Source organism: Streptomyces sp. NPDC127106, assembly GCF_042677605.1.
Taxonomy (GTDB): domain Bacteria; phylum Actinomycetota; class Actinomycetes; order Streptomycetales; family Streptomycetaceae; genus Streptomyces.
In genome coordinates, this window is sequence record NZ_JBHXTC010000091.1 from 1 (window position 1) to 16,891 (window position 16,891).

Below are 16,891 nucleotides of genomic sequence, written 5' to 3' on the forward strand. Positions count from 1 at the left end.
CAGATGGGTGGCGCGGTCTGGGATGGTCGGTGACGTTTCGCGTGGATGATGCGGCGGCGGCCGTGCCGGTGGGCCGGGTCGGGCTGCAGTCCTGCCGGCCTGCGCCGTGTGTGGCGGCGGTCGTGCGGTACCTCACTCACGGTTCCTCCTCCCGCGCCCCCACGGAGTTCCGTTCAGATCCGCCAGTTTTCGCCGGGGCTTGTCCGTGGGCAAGGCGATTTCCGGCTCGGTTGGCCGGCACGGCGAGATGGGCCGGCGAACGCAGGGGCTGCGGACGACCCGCGCGCGTCCGCCGGAGAAGGCGGGGTTGCCCCAGGCACTGAGCCGGTCGTGGGCCGGAGGCAGGGCTGGCCGGCCAGTGAGCCGTCGGCGCCGCCTGCGGGCCTGGCGGCCACCGGCGTAGAGACGGCGATAGCCCGCGCGCCCCATCGAGCTGTCGAGGACGATGTCGACGGTACGCCCAGGCCAACAAACCGTCCGAGACGCAGTGTCGAGCTAGGCGTTCGCGTCGGTGAGGCTGCCTGGCCTGGCGGTTACATGATCTGTTCGCACCACCAGAAGATGAGGCCGACGGCACCCGCTCCGATGCCGTAGCAGGTGCCGCGCAGGGCGCTGGTCAGCATGAGGTTTCGGCGGCGGGTGATCCACAGGCGGACCCGGTGGATCCGTCGGTTTTGCGGGTTGGGGTGGCGGCTACTCTTCAAGGGATGCTCTCTTTCGTGAGTGGGTGTCGTATGAAGCCCGGCGGGGTCTGGAGGCGTAGGAACCATCTGCTTCCGCCGGGCTTCACCTGTGGGGTCAGCGGCGGCCGGCGAGGTCGTGGATCCGGTCGGCGAGCTGGCTGTCGGGGCGGCAGATGAGTCCGCCGTCGTGCTGTTCGGCGAGGCGTTCGATCTCGGCGGCCAGGGATCCGGTGGGCACGGGGGCGATGTCCTGGTGGTGCCGTGCGGAGCCGGTGAAGGACTCCAGGACCTCGATGAACTTCTCCGAGGCGCTGTCATCGAAGAGCCTCTCCATCTGGCGCCTCCAGAACCTGGCCTCGCGGAGGTCGCCGCCACTGAGGTGGTGCAGGTGCAGGCAGTACGCGGCGCCGCTGTGGCCGGCACCGGCGGCCAGTTGCCACCAGAACCTTGCGCTCTCGGGATGGTGGGTCAGGTAGAGCGCGCAGGCGAACACCTGGACGCCGTCGATGTCGACGTCATCGGTCCACCCGTCGAAGCCGGGGGCCATCGGGTCGCCGATGATCGCGGTGAGGTCCCTGACATGTGTGCTCGCTCCGACCTGCTTCAGCGTCAGGCGGGCGAATACCTCCAGTTGCCGGCGGGCGCGAGACGCGCGGCGTACTTCCGGCGTGGGCTGGACGTAGCCGGCCTCCTCGGCCAGGGCCCGCAGTCCGGCGGCGACGTCGAAAGCACGGCGCGGCTCGCCACTGCCTGCCTCGGCAAGGCGCTTCTCCCAGGTGCTCACAGTGTGTCCTCCTGCTTCTGCTTCGTGGCGCGGCGGTAGACCGGGGAGAGGCGCTCCCGGGCCTTGCGGCAGTGGTAGTCGACGGTGCTGGGCGTGACGCCCATGTACCAGCTGATGCGCTTGGTGTCGTATTTGGCGATGTAGCGCAGGACGATCACGTCAAACTGACGCGGTGGCAGGTTCCCGAGTGCCTTGTAGAGGCCAAGCCCGCTGTCCATCACCGTGAGCTGGTCGCGGAAGCCGAGTAGGGATTCGGCAATCACGGTGCGTCGCATGATCGCCCAGGTCTGCTGCTGCAGGTCGCTCTCAGCCAGCAGAGCGTTCCAGTGCCGCAGGATCTCCAGGAAGGCACGGTGTACCGCTTTCTCAGCCAGGTCGTTGGTGCCGAGGAAGGCGAGGGCGTACGCGTGGAACGCCTCCTGGTTGGTGAGGTAATGCGCCTCGAACTCCAGCGGCAGCGGGAGCGGGGCCTCGGCCACAGGGCTGCGGCCGTCCTCCTCACGGACATCGTCGATCATGAGTCCTCTTCGTTGAGGGCCGGAAGGTGATGCGGCGCGAGTGCGCCGGTGCGCGTTCACTCAACCGGCGCTGAGGGCCGAACACGCATGTGCGCCCCAACGAATGTCACGCACGGAAAGATGTTCGATGCGGACAGTGATGTGCGATCGGGTGTCAAGTGGGGAATGACCTGCCGTTTTGGGCGGCACCCCATGGCATGGCACTGACAGGGCGCGTAACTGGAGTGGCGCACCTCACAACCGGTGGGCAAGGGTTCACTGCCTGTTTCCCGCCAAGGCGTGGCCGATTCCATCACCCGTACCCACTGCACACACCTGAAGTGGGACGCCCTGCGCAGCGGCATTGAAACGCCGTAATCGAGCGGAGCCAGCGCATCGTCCGGAACGACGTCGGGTTCGGGAAATGCGCGGCGGCTGAGCCCGCACGGCGGTCGCTCCGCCCCGCCACGCTGTCCTCCGGAGGGCCGAAAACACAGAACTCGCTGGCGCGCCGCGCCCGGTCCCGGCGCGCTGCGTCCCTGCATTCGGGCCTGTTGCAGCCGTAGTCGGCACAGTCCCGAGGCCGAACCTCGCCCCCACCGAGCGGCCGGTGGGGGCAGGGTCGTGCACCGGCGTCAGTCGAGCAGCGCCACACACTCCCGGAGCAGCGGTTCCAGGCGCAGCAGGTGGTTTTTCTCGCGGTCAAGGACCTGGAGGGCGTCGAGGCAGGTGACGACCCAGCGGGCCTCGTCCTCGTCCTCGATCCGGAGCGCTACGGCGGTCACCGCGCTTTCCAGGTCGAACAGGGTCTCTTTGAACGCCTCGTCGAGGGCCCGGTAGCCGGTCGCGAGCAAAGGGTCGGCGAACGCCCCGGTCGCCTCGACGAAGGATCGGGCGGCGACCCGGTCCCCGCGCAGGCTGGCCAGGCGATGCAGGGCCGCGTCCGGGTCGCTGAGTTCGCCGTGGAGGTGGTGCGCCCTATCGACCAGGATCGGCCAGCCTCCGGTGAGCTCGTGGAGTCGGTCCAGGCGGTCCTCCGTGTGGAACTCCTCGACGCGCTGGGCCCAGCCGCGCAGGCTGCGGCGGTCGTGGCGGCGCAACACGACGGGAGCGGCTGAGGTGGGTTCGGTGCCTGTCAGCAGGGGGCGCCACAGTCCGAGCTGGTTGGGGTCGGTCACGATAACCACGGCGCGCGTCACGCCGGATGTGGTGGGCAACATCACCTCGGCCTGGTCGACCGCCTGCCGGGGAGCCTCGGGGCGGGCGTCCGGGTAGCGGGCGAAGTCACTGATGACGACCCGCCGCTCCCGGGGGCGGCCACCAGTCAGCTCCTGCTTGTAGGCACTGGGCTTCCCGACGGGCGGCAGGGTCCAGTCGGGGATAGGCCCGGCGAACGTACGGAGGGTGTCGCCGACGTCCCTGACACCGGTCGCGGTGGTGCCGAGGACCACCCTCGTCTGGTTCGACCTCCCGCCCAGGAGGTAGTCGAGCTGGGTGATGGTGAGCGGCGCCGACCGGCCGTCGGGCAGGTCCGGACGGCTCTCCTGGACGATACTCTCCTGGAGCTGGCAGTCCTGAGCAGCCCTGAGTAGGCGGGCCTCCACCTCGTGGGAGGTACCGATCATGCGCAGGGCGTTCGGGCCGCGCAGGTGCCAGCCCTGGCCGTCGTGGTTGGGCGCGAGGACACCGAGGCCCACCATTTCGGAGAGGTAGGCGCGGAAGCCCTCGGTATCGAGTTGCTCGAAGCCCTTGGGCCAGAACGTCTCGCACTCATCGCGCAGCTCGGCGTCACTCAGCCGTACCTCCAGGCCTCGCTGGCGGGCGTGGTAGGCCAGAACGTTGGCGATCACGTCGTAGCGGTGGTCGAGGCTCAGGGTGTCCTTGAAGGCGGCCGAGATGCTGTCCCGCAGCCCCGTGTCCGACTCCACGACCTCGATGTCGCCGATCTCCACCGCGTACGGGGGTCCTTCGGCTCCGCGTCGCATCCGCTTGCGGTGCATGACCTCCACCAGCCGATGGCCGAACATCTGGAGCAGGAACGGCTGGTAGGAGCAGTAGCCGAGCACGCGGTTGACGAGGTCCATGTCCCGGAACTCGAAGCCGAGCGCCCGCATCGGGTCGACCAGCAGTTCGGCGGCGGACTGGGGCGCGAGCGGGCCGATCACCTTCGGGGTCTGGGCGAGATGGCTGAACGGCCCGTTGCTGGCGAGCTTCGTGAAGCGCTGCACGGAGTGCAGGCCGGCGAAGACGACCTTGGCGCGGTCCTTGGTGTCGGTTCCGAGGCCCTTGAGCTTCTTGGTCTGGTCGAAGCGGGGGGCGTCGGCTTCGAAGAACTGGTCGCACTCGTCGAGCAGGATCAGCAGACGGCGGCGGGAGTCCCCGTCGAGCCAGGCGCCGATGCCAGCGCGTACCCGCTCGGAGATGTCCTTGATGGACTTGCGGCCCTGCTGCCCGACCAGGACCTCGGCCTTCCTGAGCTCCCGGTCAAGGACGCTCCACAGTGCTTCGAGCCCCAGGGAGCTGCCCTTGCCGATGTTCTCTTGGTCAAGGTTCACGTACACCGCCTGCTGGTAGCCGGGGCGCTGCCCTTCGAATCGCTCCCCCGCATCGCTGAGGAGGGCGGACTTGCCGAGCCCGCGGCCGCCGAAGATGACCTGCGTGCCAAGCGGGTCGAGGACGCTCTTGCGTTCGGCGTCGCGGCCGTAGAACATCTCGCCGCCGATCCGGCCGCGCTTCTCCCTGATGTAGGGGTTGACGCCGGAGAACGGCAGAAGGGTCTGCGTGGCGGTGCTGACCTGGCGGTTGCCGCGCGCAGAGAGGTAGGCCAGGGCGGCGTCGTCCACGACCAGCATCGGCTTCAGCTGGCTGGAACCGGCGGCGAGTTCGACGCGGGCCCCGCGGCTCAGCGTGCCGAAGTAGGCGACGAGGAGGCTCGTACCGCTCGTGTCGCTTTCGGCCAGGCTCATGACGACCTTGGCGGGTGGGCGGCCCCAGACCAGCAGCACGCGGAGGGTGCCCCCCTGCTCGCGGATCTGCGAGCCGAACGCGGGCGCCTTCGCCCTGCCGTTGATCTCCACCTCCGTCGCTTCGAACAGACGGTACTCACGCCGACGGTGAGACCTCTCGTCCAGCGGCTTGGCGCTCTTGGCGTCGTAGCCGAGGAGCTTCAGGGCTGGGAGCAGCTGCCTCCGGGCGGACACCTCCAGCCGGTCCTTCGGCTCGGTGGCGCCCAGTGCCCGCCACTCCTCCAGGGCGTCCGCCGCGAGGGCCGCCTCGTCGGTGGAGAGGGCGCTGTAGTCCAGGACGGGGATGTCCGGGTGCGTGCCGCCGGACCGGACGAGGTCGATAAGGACCCGGTCGATGCCCATAGGCAGACCGTCGGGCACGGTCGGGAAGAAGTCGGTCAGGTGGGACTCGCCGGCGTCGATCTCCGGAACTTCCTCGCCGATCTCTAGGAAGTAGACGAGGTCCGCTGCCGTGGCCAGGCCCCCGGTGTCCAGGTGCCTGAGGACCTGTGCGCGCAGCTCCTCGCCGGGGCCCAGGGCGTCGAGGCGGGCGCGGATCCGGTCGGCGGCCTGCTTCCGGAACTCGGGCAGGGCGTCCCGTACGGTGTCGAGGGCACGCCGTACGTCCACGAGTTCGTACGTGTCGGAGTCGTCGAGCCGCCGGACGGCGTCGGCGAGGAGCTCCTGGAGGCTCAGGTCCTGGTCGTCGGTGACGGCTCCGTCGGCCTGGGCGCGGTGCAGTTCGGCGACGAGGTCCCGGTGCTTCTCACGCAGCTCCGCGCGTCGGGATGCCGCCCGGGCATCGATCTCGGCCACCGCGGGCAGGGGGAGCGCCCCGGGCTGCGGCCCGGGCAGCAGTCCCCGTCCCGCCAGCTCGACGAGCGTCCGCGCCGCGGCGAACGCGTCGTGGGCCAGCCGCTCGGCAAGGGCGTCCTGCCAGCTCCGTTCGACCGCCGTGAGCAGTCGGGCGATCGGCGGGCGTTCGTCGACGCGATCGCACACTTTGAGCAGTTCTGCGTCCAGTACGAGTTCCGGGTCCACCGGGTTTGCGGCAGGTGGGGCCGCTGTCTTGCCGGCCAGCAGGTTGAACAGCTCATCCATTGACGCGTGGGCCGCCCAGGCGGTCGCGCCGTTGACGGCACCGGAGCTTTGGGCCAGTTGCAGCAGTTCGCCCAGTGCCGCATCCCGGCCGTCCAGCAGGGATCGACGCAGAGAGGAGATTTCCTTGACCGCCCTGTTGCCGTCGGAGCGGTCACCCCGGCGGATGGTGTCGACCACCAGGCACCACTCCTTCGCCAGGGCGGCGACCCGCTCCACGAGGTGCACCAGGTCCTTCCGTCCGGAACCCTGAAGGGGCTTGCCGCTGGGCGAGCGGTGTTTGCGATCCATGCGGTCGATCTCGTTGTTGATGTCGGGCAGCTTCGACAGGCGCTCGGCCTGCTCGCGGACCCGGGCCGCTCCGTCGCGGTCGTCGGCGGCGACCGTACTCAACATGGATCCGAGGAGCCCGTCGTCGGCCAGCCAGCGCTTGGCGATCTCCGTCGCCCTAGCGAAGCGGAGCCGCGGCGGCAAAAGGTGGGTACGGCACTGCTCCAGCAGCTCCCGCAGCCGGGCCTCGGCCCCGGAGACGTCGGCGCTGACCGCCAGCGGCGAGGCTGTCAGGAGGGCCCCGCTGAGTGCGCGGTCAGCGACGGCGGTCGCTGCTTCCGCAAGCCTTTCCGGCAGCCGGGGCGCCAGGGCCTTCAGCTGGGCGCCTGCCATGTGGTCCCCGGTGATCAGCGCCGTACGCAGCAGGGCGGGTAGGAGGACGAGCTCGCTGCCTTCCGCGTCCCGGCCGGCGTACCCGCCGTACTGCTGGAGCAGGTCGGCGGTCAGCCGGGCGCCCTGGCTGTCACCGGGCGTCAGCAGCCCGGCGGCGCCGGCCAGGCGGAGAGCCACGACGTGCGGCTCGGGATGGCCGGCCGCGTTCGCCACATGGTGGGCCAGTCCGAAGCGTCGTTCCACGATCAGGTGGGTCAGGACGCTTTGCGTGGCCGCCCCGTCGGCGTTCGCCTCGATGGCGGCGGGGGCCGGGGCTTGTGGGGCTGGCTCGGTCGGCAGGGCCTCCCCGTCGTGCGGCGCGGGTGCGGCGGGCACGGTCGTTGCCTCCGGGGCCGCAGTGGGTGCCGTCGGCTCGTGGGCGGCCGGCGCGGCCGGGCTGCGGTCAGTGCCGGCCGGGTCAGCCTCCGGCTTCGCGACGGGGGCTTCGGATGCGTGGACGGCGCGGGGCCGGCGCCCCTCGGAGGCGCGGTCTGCCGGAGCTCCGGCCGGGCGCTCGTTCGTCTGCCAGGCGACCGGCTTGGCAGGGTCGGCCGTTGTGTCGGCAGCCGGGGGCTCGTCGGCCGCCCCGGCGGCGCCTTCGGCGGTGTCAGCCGTCGGCTGTCCCTTCATCTCCGGCGGCTCCGCGGCCGCCTCCGGCCGGGCCAGGACAAGGTGGTCGGCGACGAGCACCGCCATGGCACAGCCGGGCAGCACGTGTACCACGCGGTCTTGCAAGGCCAGGATCTCCGCCGCCTCGTACGCCTGCCGCCCCTTGCGGAGCAGCCGTGCCAGGTCGGCGAGGGCGGCGGCCTCCTGCAGCTGCGGCTGTTCCCACACTGCTGCGTCGAGTAGACGGCGGGTCTCGGCACGCACGGTCTCGGCGGCGAGGGCGGCGGGGGCGCTGTCCGGCAGGGCAGCGACGCCGAGCAGCTTCCGCAGCGCCTTCCGCGCTTCGCGGTCGCGCTCGCGGACCGTCCGGTGCTCGCGTGCGGCCCGCGCCATGTCTTCCAGACGACAGGAGACCCCGGTGATCCCCACTACCTGGAACACCGCGCCGGCGCTGTCGAAGGCGGCGCGGAGCGTGCCCAGCGCGGTCAGGTCCTCTTCGTGCGGAGGGCGGCCGTCCGCCACCGCACCGGTCGCGTTCTCCGCAGCCTGCCGGGCCGCCGCGAGGGCCGACTCCACCTCTCGGCAGGCAGCCTCCGGGTCCGGCCCCTCCGCGCCGTCGGCCTGCGCGTCCGCGGCCTCGTCGCCCGTGGCCGCGGGCACATCGCGCAGGGCGCCGGGCTCCGGCACGGCCAACATGGCACTCTCGGAGTCACCTGCGGACGACCGTTCAAAGCCCATCCTCAGGCGCTCCAGATCCGGGTACGCCGCCCGGGCGGACCGGGCCGCGTCGGCCACGGCGGCCAGGCGTACCGCCTGCTCCTCGTCGGCCATCTGCGTGAACCAGTTCTGGTCGGCCGCCCAGGCGAGGACGTGCGCATGGAAGACGGAGGCGTTGCACCAGGCGAACACCGTGGTCCGAATCAGCGTTGCGCCCCATCGCGAGACGGGGTCGGAGACGGCCTTGCCGTTGCTGTTCTGTGCGAAGAGGTACTCGCCGATTTGGTTCATCACAGTGGTCGTGAGGTCGCTGATGCCGCAGCGGCACTTGTGCTGCCGGGCGTCGCGACGCAGACGGGAGAGGACGTCCTGGCACAGCGCCCTGCCCGCGCGCCGCGGGGCCGCCATGCGGATGCCCAGGTTGCCGAGTAGTGCCTGCCGGTGCGTCGGCGGAAGGGAATTGAAGGCCAGTTCCACCATGTCGGCCGTGAGCTCGTTCACGGCGGCGCCGACCGGATCTTTCAGAGCGTTGAGCGCGGAGGCCAGTCCCTGCAGGGTCTCGGCTGAGACGGTGGGCGGGGACAGCGGCGGCCCCGTTATGACGTTGTAGCGGTCGTGCATGTACGCCTGCTCCGTTTCTGCGGCTGGTGGTGCTGGTGCGGGATCGGCTCGCGCGGGCTTTGAGCCGAAGGGGGGTGGCGGGATGGGTGAGGGCATGGATGCGCGACTCAGCGGCCGCGCATGTGCTCGATGACGAAGGTGTAGCCGTAGGGCAGTTCCCAGCCGTCCGCCTTGCCGAGCCTGCGGCAGTGGTCGCGGAAGGCCGCCCGCTGCGCCGCGCTGGGCGAGCAGCCCGGCCGCAGGCGCCGCAGGTGGCCGGCGACGAGCTGGAGGGGGAGCTGCCCGGTGCTGTCCGGTTCCGTGTAGCCCCAAGGGCGTATCACCCGGCGCCGCACCGGGCGGTAGGCGATGAGCGGGATGACGGGCTGCCCCTCGCGGGCGGGATAGTGCGGCTGGCCCCAGGAGTCCCGGCTGCCGAGGGCGGACTCCAGGCGGCGCTCCGCCAGGAGTTCGGCGACCGCAGCCTCCAGCGCGAGTGCCTGCGGCCGTGCGGGCGGGCGCCCGTAGGCTGCGCTCGGTAGTACGAAGCGGTCCAGCAGGGCATGGCCGTCCAGGGTCAGCAGCCCGCAGCGGCGCACGGCGCGGATCACCAGCTGCCGCGGGCCGAGACCGACCGCGCTGTTGCCGTGGCGGTCGCTGCCCGGGGTGTCCTCTCTGGTGAGGACACGGGGGTCGTAGCAGTGCCCGATCACACGACCGTCGACCTCCAGCCACTCCTTGAGCCGCGTCGTGGCCGCGCGGATCACCGTTCCACCGCGGGGCCAGCACAGTTCGAGGAACAGGCCGGGGAAGAAGTCGCGGGGCCAGACGATGCCTGTCAGCCGGCTCGATGCGTCACCGAGTTCGGCGGTGACATCTTGTCCCGTCTCGTGTGCGTTCGTGTTCCGGTCGGCGTGGTCGAGTTCGAGACGTGCCCTGACGCGCGGGCCGTGCGACCGGCGGAGTTCGCGCAGAACGTGCGGGTGCAGGGGGAACCAGCCGTCCATGAGGTGGGCCAGCCGCAGGGGCGCCTGCCACACGACCCCCTCGGCATCGTTCCGCAGGAGTTCGCAGGGGCCGAGGTCGGCGTCGGCGAGGGGTTGATCGACCGGATCGACGTCCGCTTCCGGCTCCGTCCTTCCTTCCGCTTCCTGCTCCGGCGGAGCAGGAACCGTCGACGCCCAGCCGCGCCCTGACGGGGTCAGAGGGTCGCCCGGCGGTTCCGTATCGCCGGGATGGTGCGACCTCCAGACTCCCCCGCTCTCGAAGGCGTCGTCGAGCGCGACTAGGCAGCCGTTCTCGAACAGGCCCTGCTCGCTGTCCCGCCGGACGACATCGGCGAGCGTCAGGTTCGCCCGGCACACCGCCGAGGCGTACCCCACTCCCTCCAGCAGTTCCGCAGCACCGGGCACCTGGCGCAGCCGCGGTCCGACCGCCGTGTACACGGTGACCGGCGCGGTGAGGCCTTGGCGCCGCTTCGCTGGCGTGGCCGCGTGTTCCACGGCGGCTACGAGGGACCTGAGGTCGTCGCCGCCCAGCGGGCCGGTATCGCCCCAGCACTCTGCCAGAGAGATCCGGGTAACGGCGTAGTGGCCCCATGTGCGCAGCGAGGCGCTGGACAGGAGAGCGGCCCGCACTGTGTCCAGCAGTCCGTGCAGCCCCGCCCGCAGCGGGTCCTCGCCCGTGCCGCCCACGAGTTCGGCGAGGGACACGGGTACGAAGGGGCTGAGCAGCTGCTCGCGCCCCGTAGTCAGGAGGTGGTCCGCGTAGGCGGTCAAGTCATCCCGCCGGGCGGCTTCCGGGGACGGGTAGGTGACGTCGACGACGACGTGCCCGTCCTCGCTGAGCCAGCGCCGACGCGTGCGTAAGCGGTGGAGCTGGGCTTGTGAGAGGCGCAGGGCCGGGCCGAAGGCGTCGAGATCCGGGACAATGCGCTCCCGGCGGCGAAGAGCGGGGCCGCTCGCTGGCCTGCCCGGGCCCTCTGCGCTGGCGGGCGCCCCCGACACCCAGGCCGGGACGTCCCCGAGCGGTCCGACCTCTGGGTGTGCGCCCTCGCGGTAAACGATCTCCGCATAGAGCGGGTCCGATCCCGTTGCCACGCACACCATGGCGCCGACCGGAAGTACGGGAGCGTGCTTCCCGAGGGTGATGACGGGGAAGTCGTCGAGGCGCAGCGGACTGCCACCGTAGCCGTCGCCGTTGAGGTCGTACCCGAAGTACACGGCATTGAAGGCGACCGCGGTGTGCACTGGTGCGCGGCGGGCGGCGACCACCGCTTCGAGGTATCGCACCAACGGCTGCAGCTCGCGGTCCGGTACGGCAGCGCGGCCCTGCGTCATGGAGGGGGTCAGCAGGGGCTCGTCACCGTACGGATCGAGCACCCTCGTCCGCCCGCTGTCGCTGACCGTTGCCGACATATACGGTTCCCCACCCATGGCACCTCCACCGCACTGCGCACCACCCGATCCACCTGCGGCTATTCCCGCAGCCTACGCGGAGACGTGCTTTCCTGTGGCACTTTCCTCACTTTGCGAACGCTGACGGGCCCATACCCGCCATGACTGTTCTGGTAGGCCGCGGCCCTCGGGCAGGCACGGTGGCCTTGTTTGTGAGTTACGGGTTCTCGCACAGATCTTGGGGAGCCATCGCGGAGAGTTATCACGGTGCTCGAGGGATGGAATGTCCCGTCTGTGCAGGCTTCCAGCCAGTTCCGGGATCGGTCACCACGGTTCTGGGTCAGGGGCGTCGATTTCGTCAGCGTCGGCAAAGGCCTCCTGGAGCACGGCGATGGCCTGGGGATGCTCCGAGGCGATGTCGTGCCCGACGCCGTGGACGATCTGGGCGAGGCCCGCGTCGATCGCCTTGCGGGCAAGGGGCCCGGCATGGGTGCTGTCCTGCCGGAGCCGCCGGAAGAGCAGCTCTCGAAGCGGCTGTACTGTTCCGTGGTCGACGGCAGTGAAGGCGTGCTCATCAGCCTGCTCGTGGTCGCCTGCGTCGTCGGCGACCAGCATGGGCACGCGAGTCCAGCCTGCCTCGACGCCTTCCTTGTGGATCCGCATGGCACCCTGGTCGTCGCCTTCCTGAAGATGAAGGCGGACAAGGTCGCCGTAGTCGTCGATCAGCCCGGCGTCGACGGCCTTCTGGAAGTAGACCTTGGCGTTGTTCAGGTCGCCCGCCGCCTCGTAGCGGTAGGCAAGCCGGGAGTACGCGTAGATGTCGCCGATTGCCGCGATGCGGTCGGTCCATTCGGCGGCTTCCGCGAAATGCCCGTCCTCGGCCAGCAGCATCACCAGGCTCTGCATGGCGTCCGGATCGCCGGCTTCGGCGCCCAGCCGGTAGAAGCGCTCGGCGTCAGCCCGGCGCCCTTCCTTCTCATGCCGCTGACCAATGCAGTCGTAGGCGTCCACGAACCCCATCTCGGCCAGCTCGTCCCAGATCGCATCGGCAGCCTCTCGATTTCCGGCGCGCTCCAGAATGTGCGCCATTCGCTGCTTGACCAGGAAGTCCGGCCAGCCCTTGAACGCTCCCGTTGCGTGTAGGTCTGACATCTGCCCCAGGTCTTCTTCAGCCTGGGCTGCGAGGGTCTCCGGATCGATGACGTACGGGGCGGTCCTGTCGGTGCCGAAGAGGTCCTGCTCGCCAAGAATCGGAGTGCTGAGGCGGACGCGGCCACGTTCACGGGCGGCTTCGGCCAGGGCCCGCCGGTCCTCATCGGTCCGCGCGTGCTCGAGTGCTGCCGTCCAGAACGCCGGGGGCGGGCACTGGCGCCGGCGTTCGAAGCGTCCGACCTCCTCGAGGTAGTCGGACAGGAGGAGGTTCGGCTGGGCCGTCGGTACCGCGCCTGGCCGGGGCCGGATGGGAGTCAGAGGCCCTGGTACGCCACGGCACGGTGCGGACAGGTACTGCAGGACTTGGTCAAACCACCCTGGATGGGCGTGCTCGTTCCACTCGTGGTCGTCCGTCACGGATGCGATCGCGGCTTCGAGCAACGTGGGGGGCAGAGCCCGACCATGGCCTAGACGACGGAGGTCGACCGCAACGAGGACGGCATGCTGTGCCAGGACAGGCGCGTTTCCGAACCGCTCGAACAGCGCTGGCACTCCTGCCAGGTACTGCGTGATCTGATCATCGTCTGCGTGATCTATCGCCTCGGCGACGCGCGGGTCAGAGGCCGCAGCGTGCCGAAGAGCCTCCTGGGCAGCAGCAAACCTGTCCGGGATACGCAGAGAAGTACCACCGCCCGTCAGCAGGGCGCGTGCCTGAGCCTGGAGATCGCTGGCGCCCCCAGCCGGGGCCGTGAGCGTGCCCCAGACGTCCGGGTGCGCCGTTGCGAGAACGAGCACAGGTCCCCGCTCTCGGGTGCGCAGGAGTTCCCGGAGCCCGGCCGCCAGGCGTTCACCCACCTCTGGGTCTGCCAGCCGGTAGTGGTGGATGTCGTTGAGCCAGATCACCGTTCGGGGACCGACACGGTCCAGGGACGCCAGAGCGGCTTCGCCAGGACTGGGGCTGATGGGGTGCCACAGGCGCCAGGTGTCCGGAAGTCGCTGGACGGCCTCCCAGCACGCTCGAGTCTTGCCCGTAGAGGACCCGCCGATCAGCGTGACGAGTCCGCTGCGGCCTGCCTCGGCCTCCTCGACGACACGGCGCAGCGCGTGATCGTGGGAGCGTTCGATGTAGACCGGCAGCAACGGCAGGGTGCCGTCAGCGGTTTCGTCCTCGATGGCGCGGTGCAAGTCCAGGGCGAAGGGGTCGCTCATGGTGCGGATCGGCTGGCCTGGCGCGTTGCGCTTGATGATCGCTGACGCCTGGACGCTTTCCGCCCGGTCACGGCTCCGGTTCCGACGGCGCTCAAGCTCTTGGCTGTACAGGGCCTTCCAGTGGCCCTCGTCAAGAAGGGGAGCGTCCTGGCCGGACTGGACGTTACGGCATCTCGCCTCGAAGGCGATCATGGCCACGATCTTGAGTATGTCGCCGCGGTCTTGGGGAAACCGTTCGCCCTTAAGCCAGGCGCCGACGGTGCTTGGGGACCGGCCCGACTCGCCCAGACGTTTGGCGAGCGCACGGTCCGTCGGCTTCCCGCCCAGCCTCCCCTTCCGTAACGCACCGAGAGACTTGAGCGCTGTGAAGACGGTGACGTCGCGGTCCTGCGCCATCGTTTCGCTCCCGTGTTTTGGCGGTGCCAATCGCCGCTGCCGCCCCACAGCGGATGATCGTAGAACTGCCCGGTCGGATCATCCACCCCTGTCCACCTTGCATCAGATAGTTGCTGGACACGGGGTTGGACAGACAGCGTCGGATCCACCAAACCCCCTGGGCCTCGCGGCCCTTGGCATGAATGGAGCTGCCGTCGTGGCTGTCCGACTCCTGGCCCTCCTGCTCGCGCTCTCCGTCTCGGTGAACGTCGGCTTCTGCTCCGGGCTGGTCGCCGCCCGTACCCGAACCGGGTGGGCACGTGCGCTCCTCGTCGGCGGGTCTGGCGCCGCCTCCAGCCTCGCGATCATCTTCGGTGGCGTAGCCGCCTTCCGCTGACGTGCCGCGCCTGGAGGCACGACTACTCGACAACGGAGCAGGCCGGTACTCACCCTCACCCAAAACAGTGAACAGGGCGGCCGGGAAATCCCAGATCCGTGGCCAATCGTCCACGAGGTGGCCAAACGGCCCTGAGATTTGGCCACGCCATCTGAGATCCCACACGGGGGTCTGTCAGGTGGATGCCATGTCGACGAAGCGTGAGTAGTGCCCCTGGAAGGCGACCGTGATGGTGCCTGTCGGTCCGTTCCGGTGTTTGGCGACGATGAGGTCGGCTTCGCCGGCGCGCGGGGATTCCTTCTCGTATGCGTCTTCGCGGTGGAGGAGGATGACGAGGTCGGCGTTGTCCTCCAACGCTCCGGAGTCTCGTAGGTCGCTGATCTGCGGCGTTTTATCCGTTCGCTGTTCGGGGCCGCGGTTGAGCTGGGAGATGGCCACAACGGGGATGTCGAGCTCCTTGGCGAGGAGCTTGAGGCAGCGGGAGATCTCCGAGATCTCCTCGTAGCGAGTGGCGAAGGGGCGCGTGCCGTAGGTGAGCATCTGCAGGTCGTCGAGGACGATCAGTTCGATGTTGCGCTGGAGGTGGAGGCGCCGGCTCTGCGCCCGGACTTCTGTGAATGTGGCGTGTGAGCTGTCCTGCACGTAGAGCGGAGCGCTGGAAACGTCGGGCATGCGGCGGGCGAGGCGGGTCCAGTCGTCGTCGGTCATCGTTCCGGAGCGCATGTGGTGCAGCGCGACGCGGGCCTCTGCGGACATGATCCGCATGACGACTTCGGTCCTGCGCGCTTCGAGGGTGAACAACAAGGCAGGCAGGTTGTTCTTGATACAGGCCGAGCGCAGGAAGTCCGCGGCCAGGGTGGATTTGCCCATGGCCGGGCGGGCGGCGATGACGGTGAAGGTGCCGGGGCGTAGGCCGCCGGTCAGGGAGTCGAGATCGGTGAAGCCTGTGGGTACTCCAAGCATCATGGTCCCCGCTTTGCGGCCGACGGCTTCTATCTCGTCGAGGGTGTCTTCGCAGATGTCGCCGAGCGCGTAGGCGGGTGGGAGGCTCCCGGGGGTTTCGGTGCTGGCGGCGAAGATCTCGGCTTCGGCGGCGTCTGCGATGCGGTCGATGAACTCCGGGGTGCCGTTGGCGGCGAGGTCGTGGATGTGGGTGGCCGCGGCCTGCAGACGACGGAGCCGGGCGGTCGATCGGATCCGTTCGGCCTGGTTGCTCCAGGACTTCCCGGAGGGCTTGCTGCCGGCGAGAGCGTTGATGTATTCGGCGCCGCCGGCCGCTGTGAGGTGTCCCGTCTCGGTGAGGTGCTCACACACACTGAACGGGCTGGGCGTGTGGTTGTCCGCGTAGAGGGTCAGGATGGCGTGGTAGATGAGTTCGTGGGCAGGGCGGTGGAAGTCGTGGCCGCGGAGGATCTCTACGACGTCGGCGATCGCGTCGGTGGAGAACATCATCGCGCGTAGGACGGCTTTTTCGGCCGGCAGGTCGTTGGGCTGGGCCTGCTCGATGCCGTCCTCGGCCATGTGCTCCCCCTGTGTGCCGCGCCCTTGTCCAGGCGCCCCACGTCAGGGTAGCCAGTGTGGACAGATTGCCACGTGATGTCAGGACGGTTGGGAGGCTCTGGCCCGGCGGAGCGCGAGGGCGCGGATCCGTTCTGCGGCTGACAGGGTGTCGCGGGGGGCGGGTGGCGCGTAGAAGGGGCGCGTCGGCTGACCGTCGGCAGGCTGCGCCTCGAGACGCGGATGAGTGGTGACCGGTGCGGAAGCGGCATTGACGGTCGGGGCTGGAAAGGCAGTGATGCCCCGCTCCGCGGGCAGCGGGCCATCCGCGGGTGACAAGACTCGGATCGCGCGAACCGGCTCGCGGCGGGATTCCTGGTTGAGGCGGGGGACGAGCAGGTCTGCGAGGAGGGGGATCTGCGCTGCCCAGGCTTTTGAGTCAGCGCGCACGACGAGTTCACCGGCCTGGAAGTCGACTGCAGTCACATGGCGGGCAATTTCCTCGCCGACGAGGGCCGGCCACCGCGCGAGCAGGGGGTGCAGTTCCGGGATGACCCAGCCGCGCTCGGCGATGAGCTCGGTGAATGCTGATCTGATGTGTGCCGGGCCCTGGTCTGTCCGGCTCTGAGGACGGGCAGGCGGCGGTCCCACGTGGCGTCGGCGGGCACCTTGACGGGCGTAGTGGAGTGCGATCCGGGCGAGATCCCCACCTGTGCTCTCACCTCGCTGTGTCATCCGCGTCCCGGCTCTTGCAGGTTCAGCGGTTCCCACGCGAGTACGGTGCGGGTTCCTGTCCGGTATTCATCCGGGTCGATTTCCATGCGGGCCTCGACGGTGTGAGGGCTTGTTCGGCGTACGAGGATCGTGGGCTTGCAGACATCGGTCATGACCATGGCGGGGTGATCGACGTCCAGCCATGTTGGCATGCGGCGGGAGAGTTCGGGTTCTGCTTCGGTGACTGTGGTGAACAGCATGGGCAGGTCGGTTCTGATCTCTCGGACCGACCACATGAGCTGGTCCGCCCACGACTCTCGTTCGTAGGAGTCGAGGTCGTCGTAGGGGTCGTCTAGAAGACTGATGAAAATGTTGGGTTCTGGCCCCGCCGTGTCAGCGGCGGGGCCAGACTCGTTTTCGTGGTTCAAGGGGAGTGGGTCGGGGAGACGGTCGGGC

The 16,891-nt window shown here is 69.6% G+C and carries 10 protein-coding genes; 1 reads left to right on the plus strand and 9 read right to left on the minus strand.

Translation table 11 applies throughout. From position 1 onward, the window contains the following. Positions 1-533: 533 nt before the first annotated feature. The 6 genes from ACFVGY_RS36150 to ACFVGY_RS36175 form a co-directional block, all read right to left on the minus strand. Positions 534-704, minus strand: coding sequence for a hypothetical protein (locus ACFVGY_RS36150; RefSeq protein WP_385686323.1), 171 nt, complete (start codon positions 702-704; stop codon positions 534-536). A 94-nt stretch (positions 705-798) separates the two neighbouring features. Next, positions 799-1,467: a hypothetical protein gene (locus ACFVGY_RS36155; protein ID WP_385686325.1), complete on the minus strand. Its 669-nt coding sequence runs from the start codon at positions 1,465-1,467 to the stop codon at positions 799-801. Continuing rightward, positions 1,464-1,985: an RNA polymerase sigma factor gene (locus tag ACFVGY_RS36160; protein ID WP_385686328.1), complete on the minus strand. Its 522-nt coding sequence runs from the start codon at positions 1,983-1,985 to the stop codon at positions 1,464-1,466. The genes ACFVGY_RS36155 and ACFVGY_RS36160 overlap by 4 nt, the downstream gene beginning before the upstream one ends. 614 nt (positions 1,986-2,599) lie before the next feature. Next, entirely contained in the window at positions 2,600-8,716 is a 6,117-nt protein-coding gene (locus tag ACFVGY_RS36165; protein WP_385686331.1) for a hypothetical protein, read from the minus strand. A 107-nt stretch (positions 8,717-8,823) separates the two neighbouring features. After that, positions 8,824-11,112, minus strand: a complete 2,289-nt coding sequence (locus ACFVGY_RS36170; RefSeq protein ID WP_385686334.1) for a hypothetical protein — start codon at positions 11,110-11,112, stop codon at positions 8,824-8,826. 303 nt (positions 11,113-11,415) lie between these two features. Continuing rightward, positions 11,416-13,848 carry a tetratricopeptide repeat protein gene (locus tag ACFVGY_RS36175; RefSeq protein ID WP_385686337.1) on the minus strand — a complete coding sequence of 811 codons (2,433 nt, stop codon included), beginning with the start codon at positions 13,846-13,848 and terminating at the stop codon, positions 11,416-11,418. Positions 13,849-14,044: 196 nt separating this feature from the next. On the opposite strand from ACFVGY_RS36175, the gene ACFVGY_RS36180 reads away from it, so the two are divergent. Beyond that, positions 14,045-14,224, plus strand: coding sequence for a hypothetical protein (locus ACFVGY_RS36180; RefSeq protein WP_385686340.1), 180 nt, complete (start codon positions 14,045-14,047; stop codon positions 14,222-14,224). A gap of 174 nt (positions 14,225-14,398) precedes the next feature. On the opposite strand, the gene dnaB is transcribed toward ACFVGY_RS36180, so the two are convergent. The 3 genes from dnaB to ACFVGY_RS36195 form a co-directional block, all read right to left on the minus strand. Then, positions 14,399-15,745 (minus strand): replicative DNA helicase, encoded by a 1,347-nt coding sequence (dnaB, locus tag ACFVGY_RS36185; protein ID WP_385686342.1) that lies wholly within the window; start codon positions 15,743-15,745, stop codon positions 14,399-14,401. A 78-nt stretch (positions 15,746-15,823) separates the two neighbouring features. After that, positions 15,824-16,372, minus strand: a complete 549-nt coding sequence (locus tag ACFVGY_RS36190; protein ID WP_385686345.1) for a DciA family protein — start codon at positions 16,370-16,372, stop codon at positions 15,824-15,826. An 80-nt stretch (positions 16,373-16,452) separates the two neighbouring features. Continuing rightward, a partial coding sequence (locus ACFVGY_RS36195) for a hypothetical protein (protein ID WP_385686348.1) occupies positions 16,453-16,891 on the minus strand: 439 nt, incomplete at its 5' end.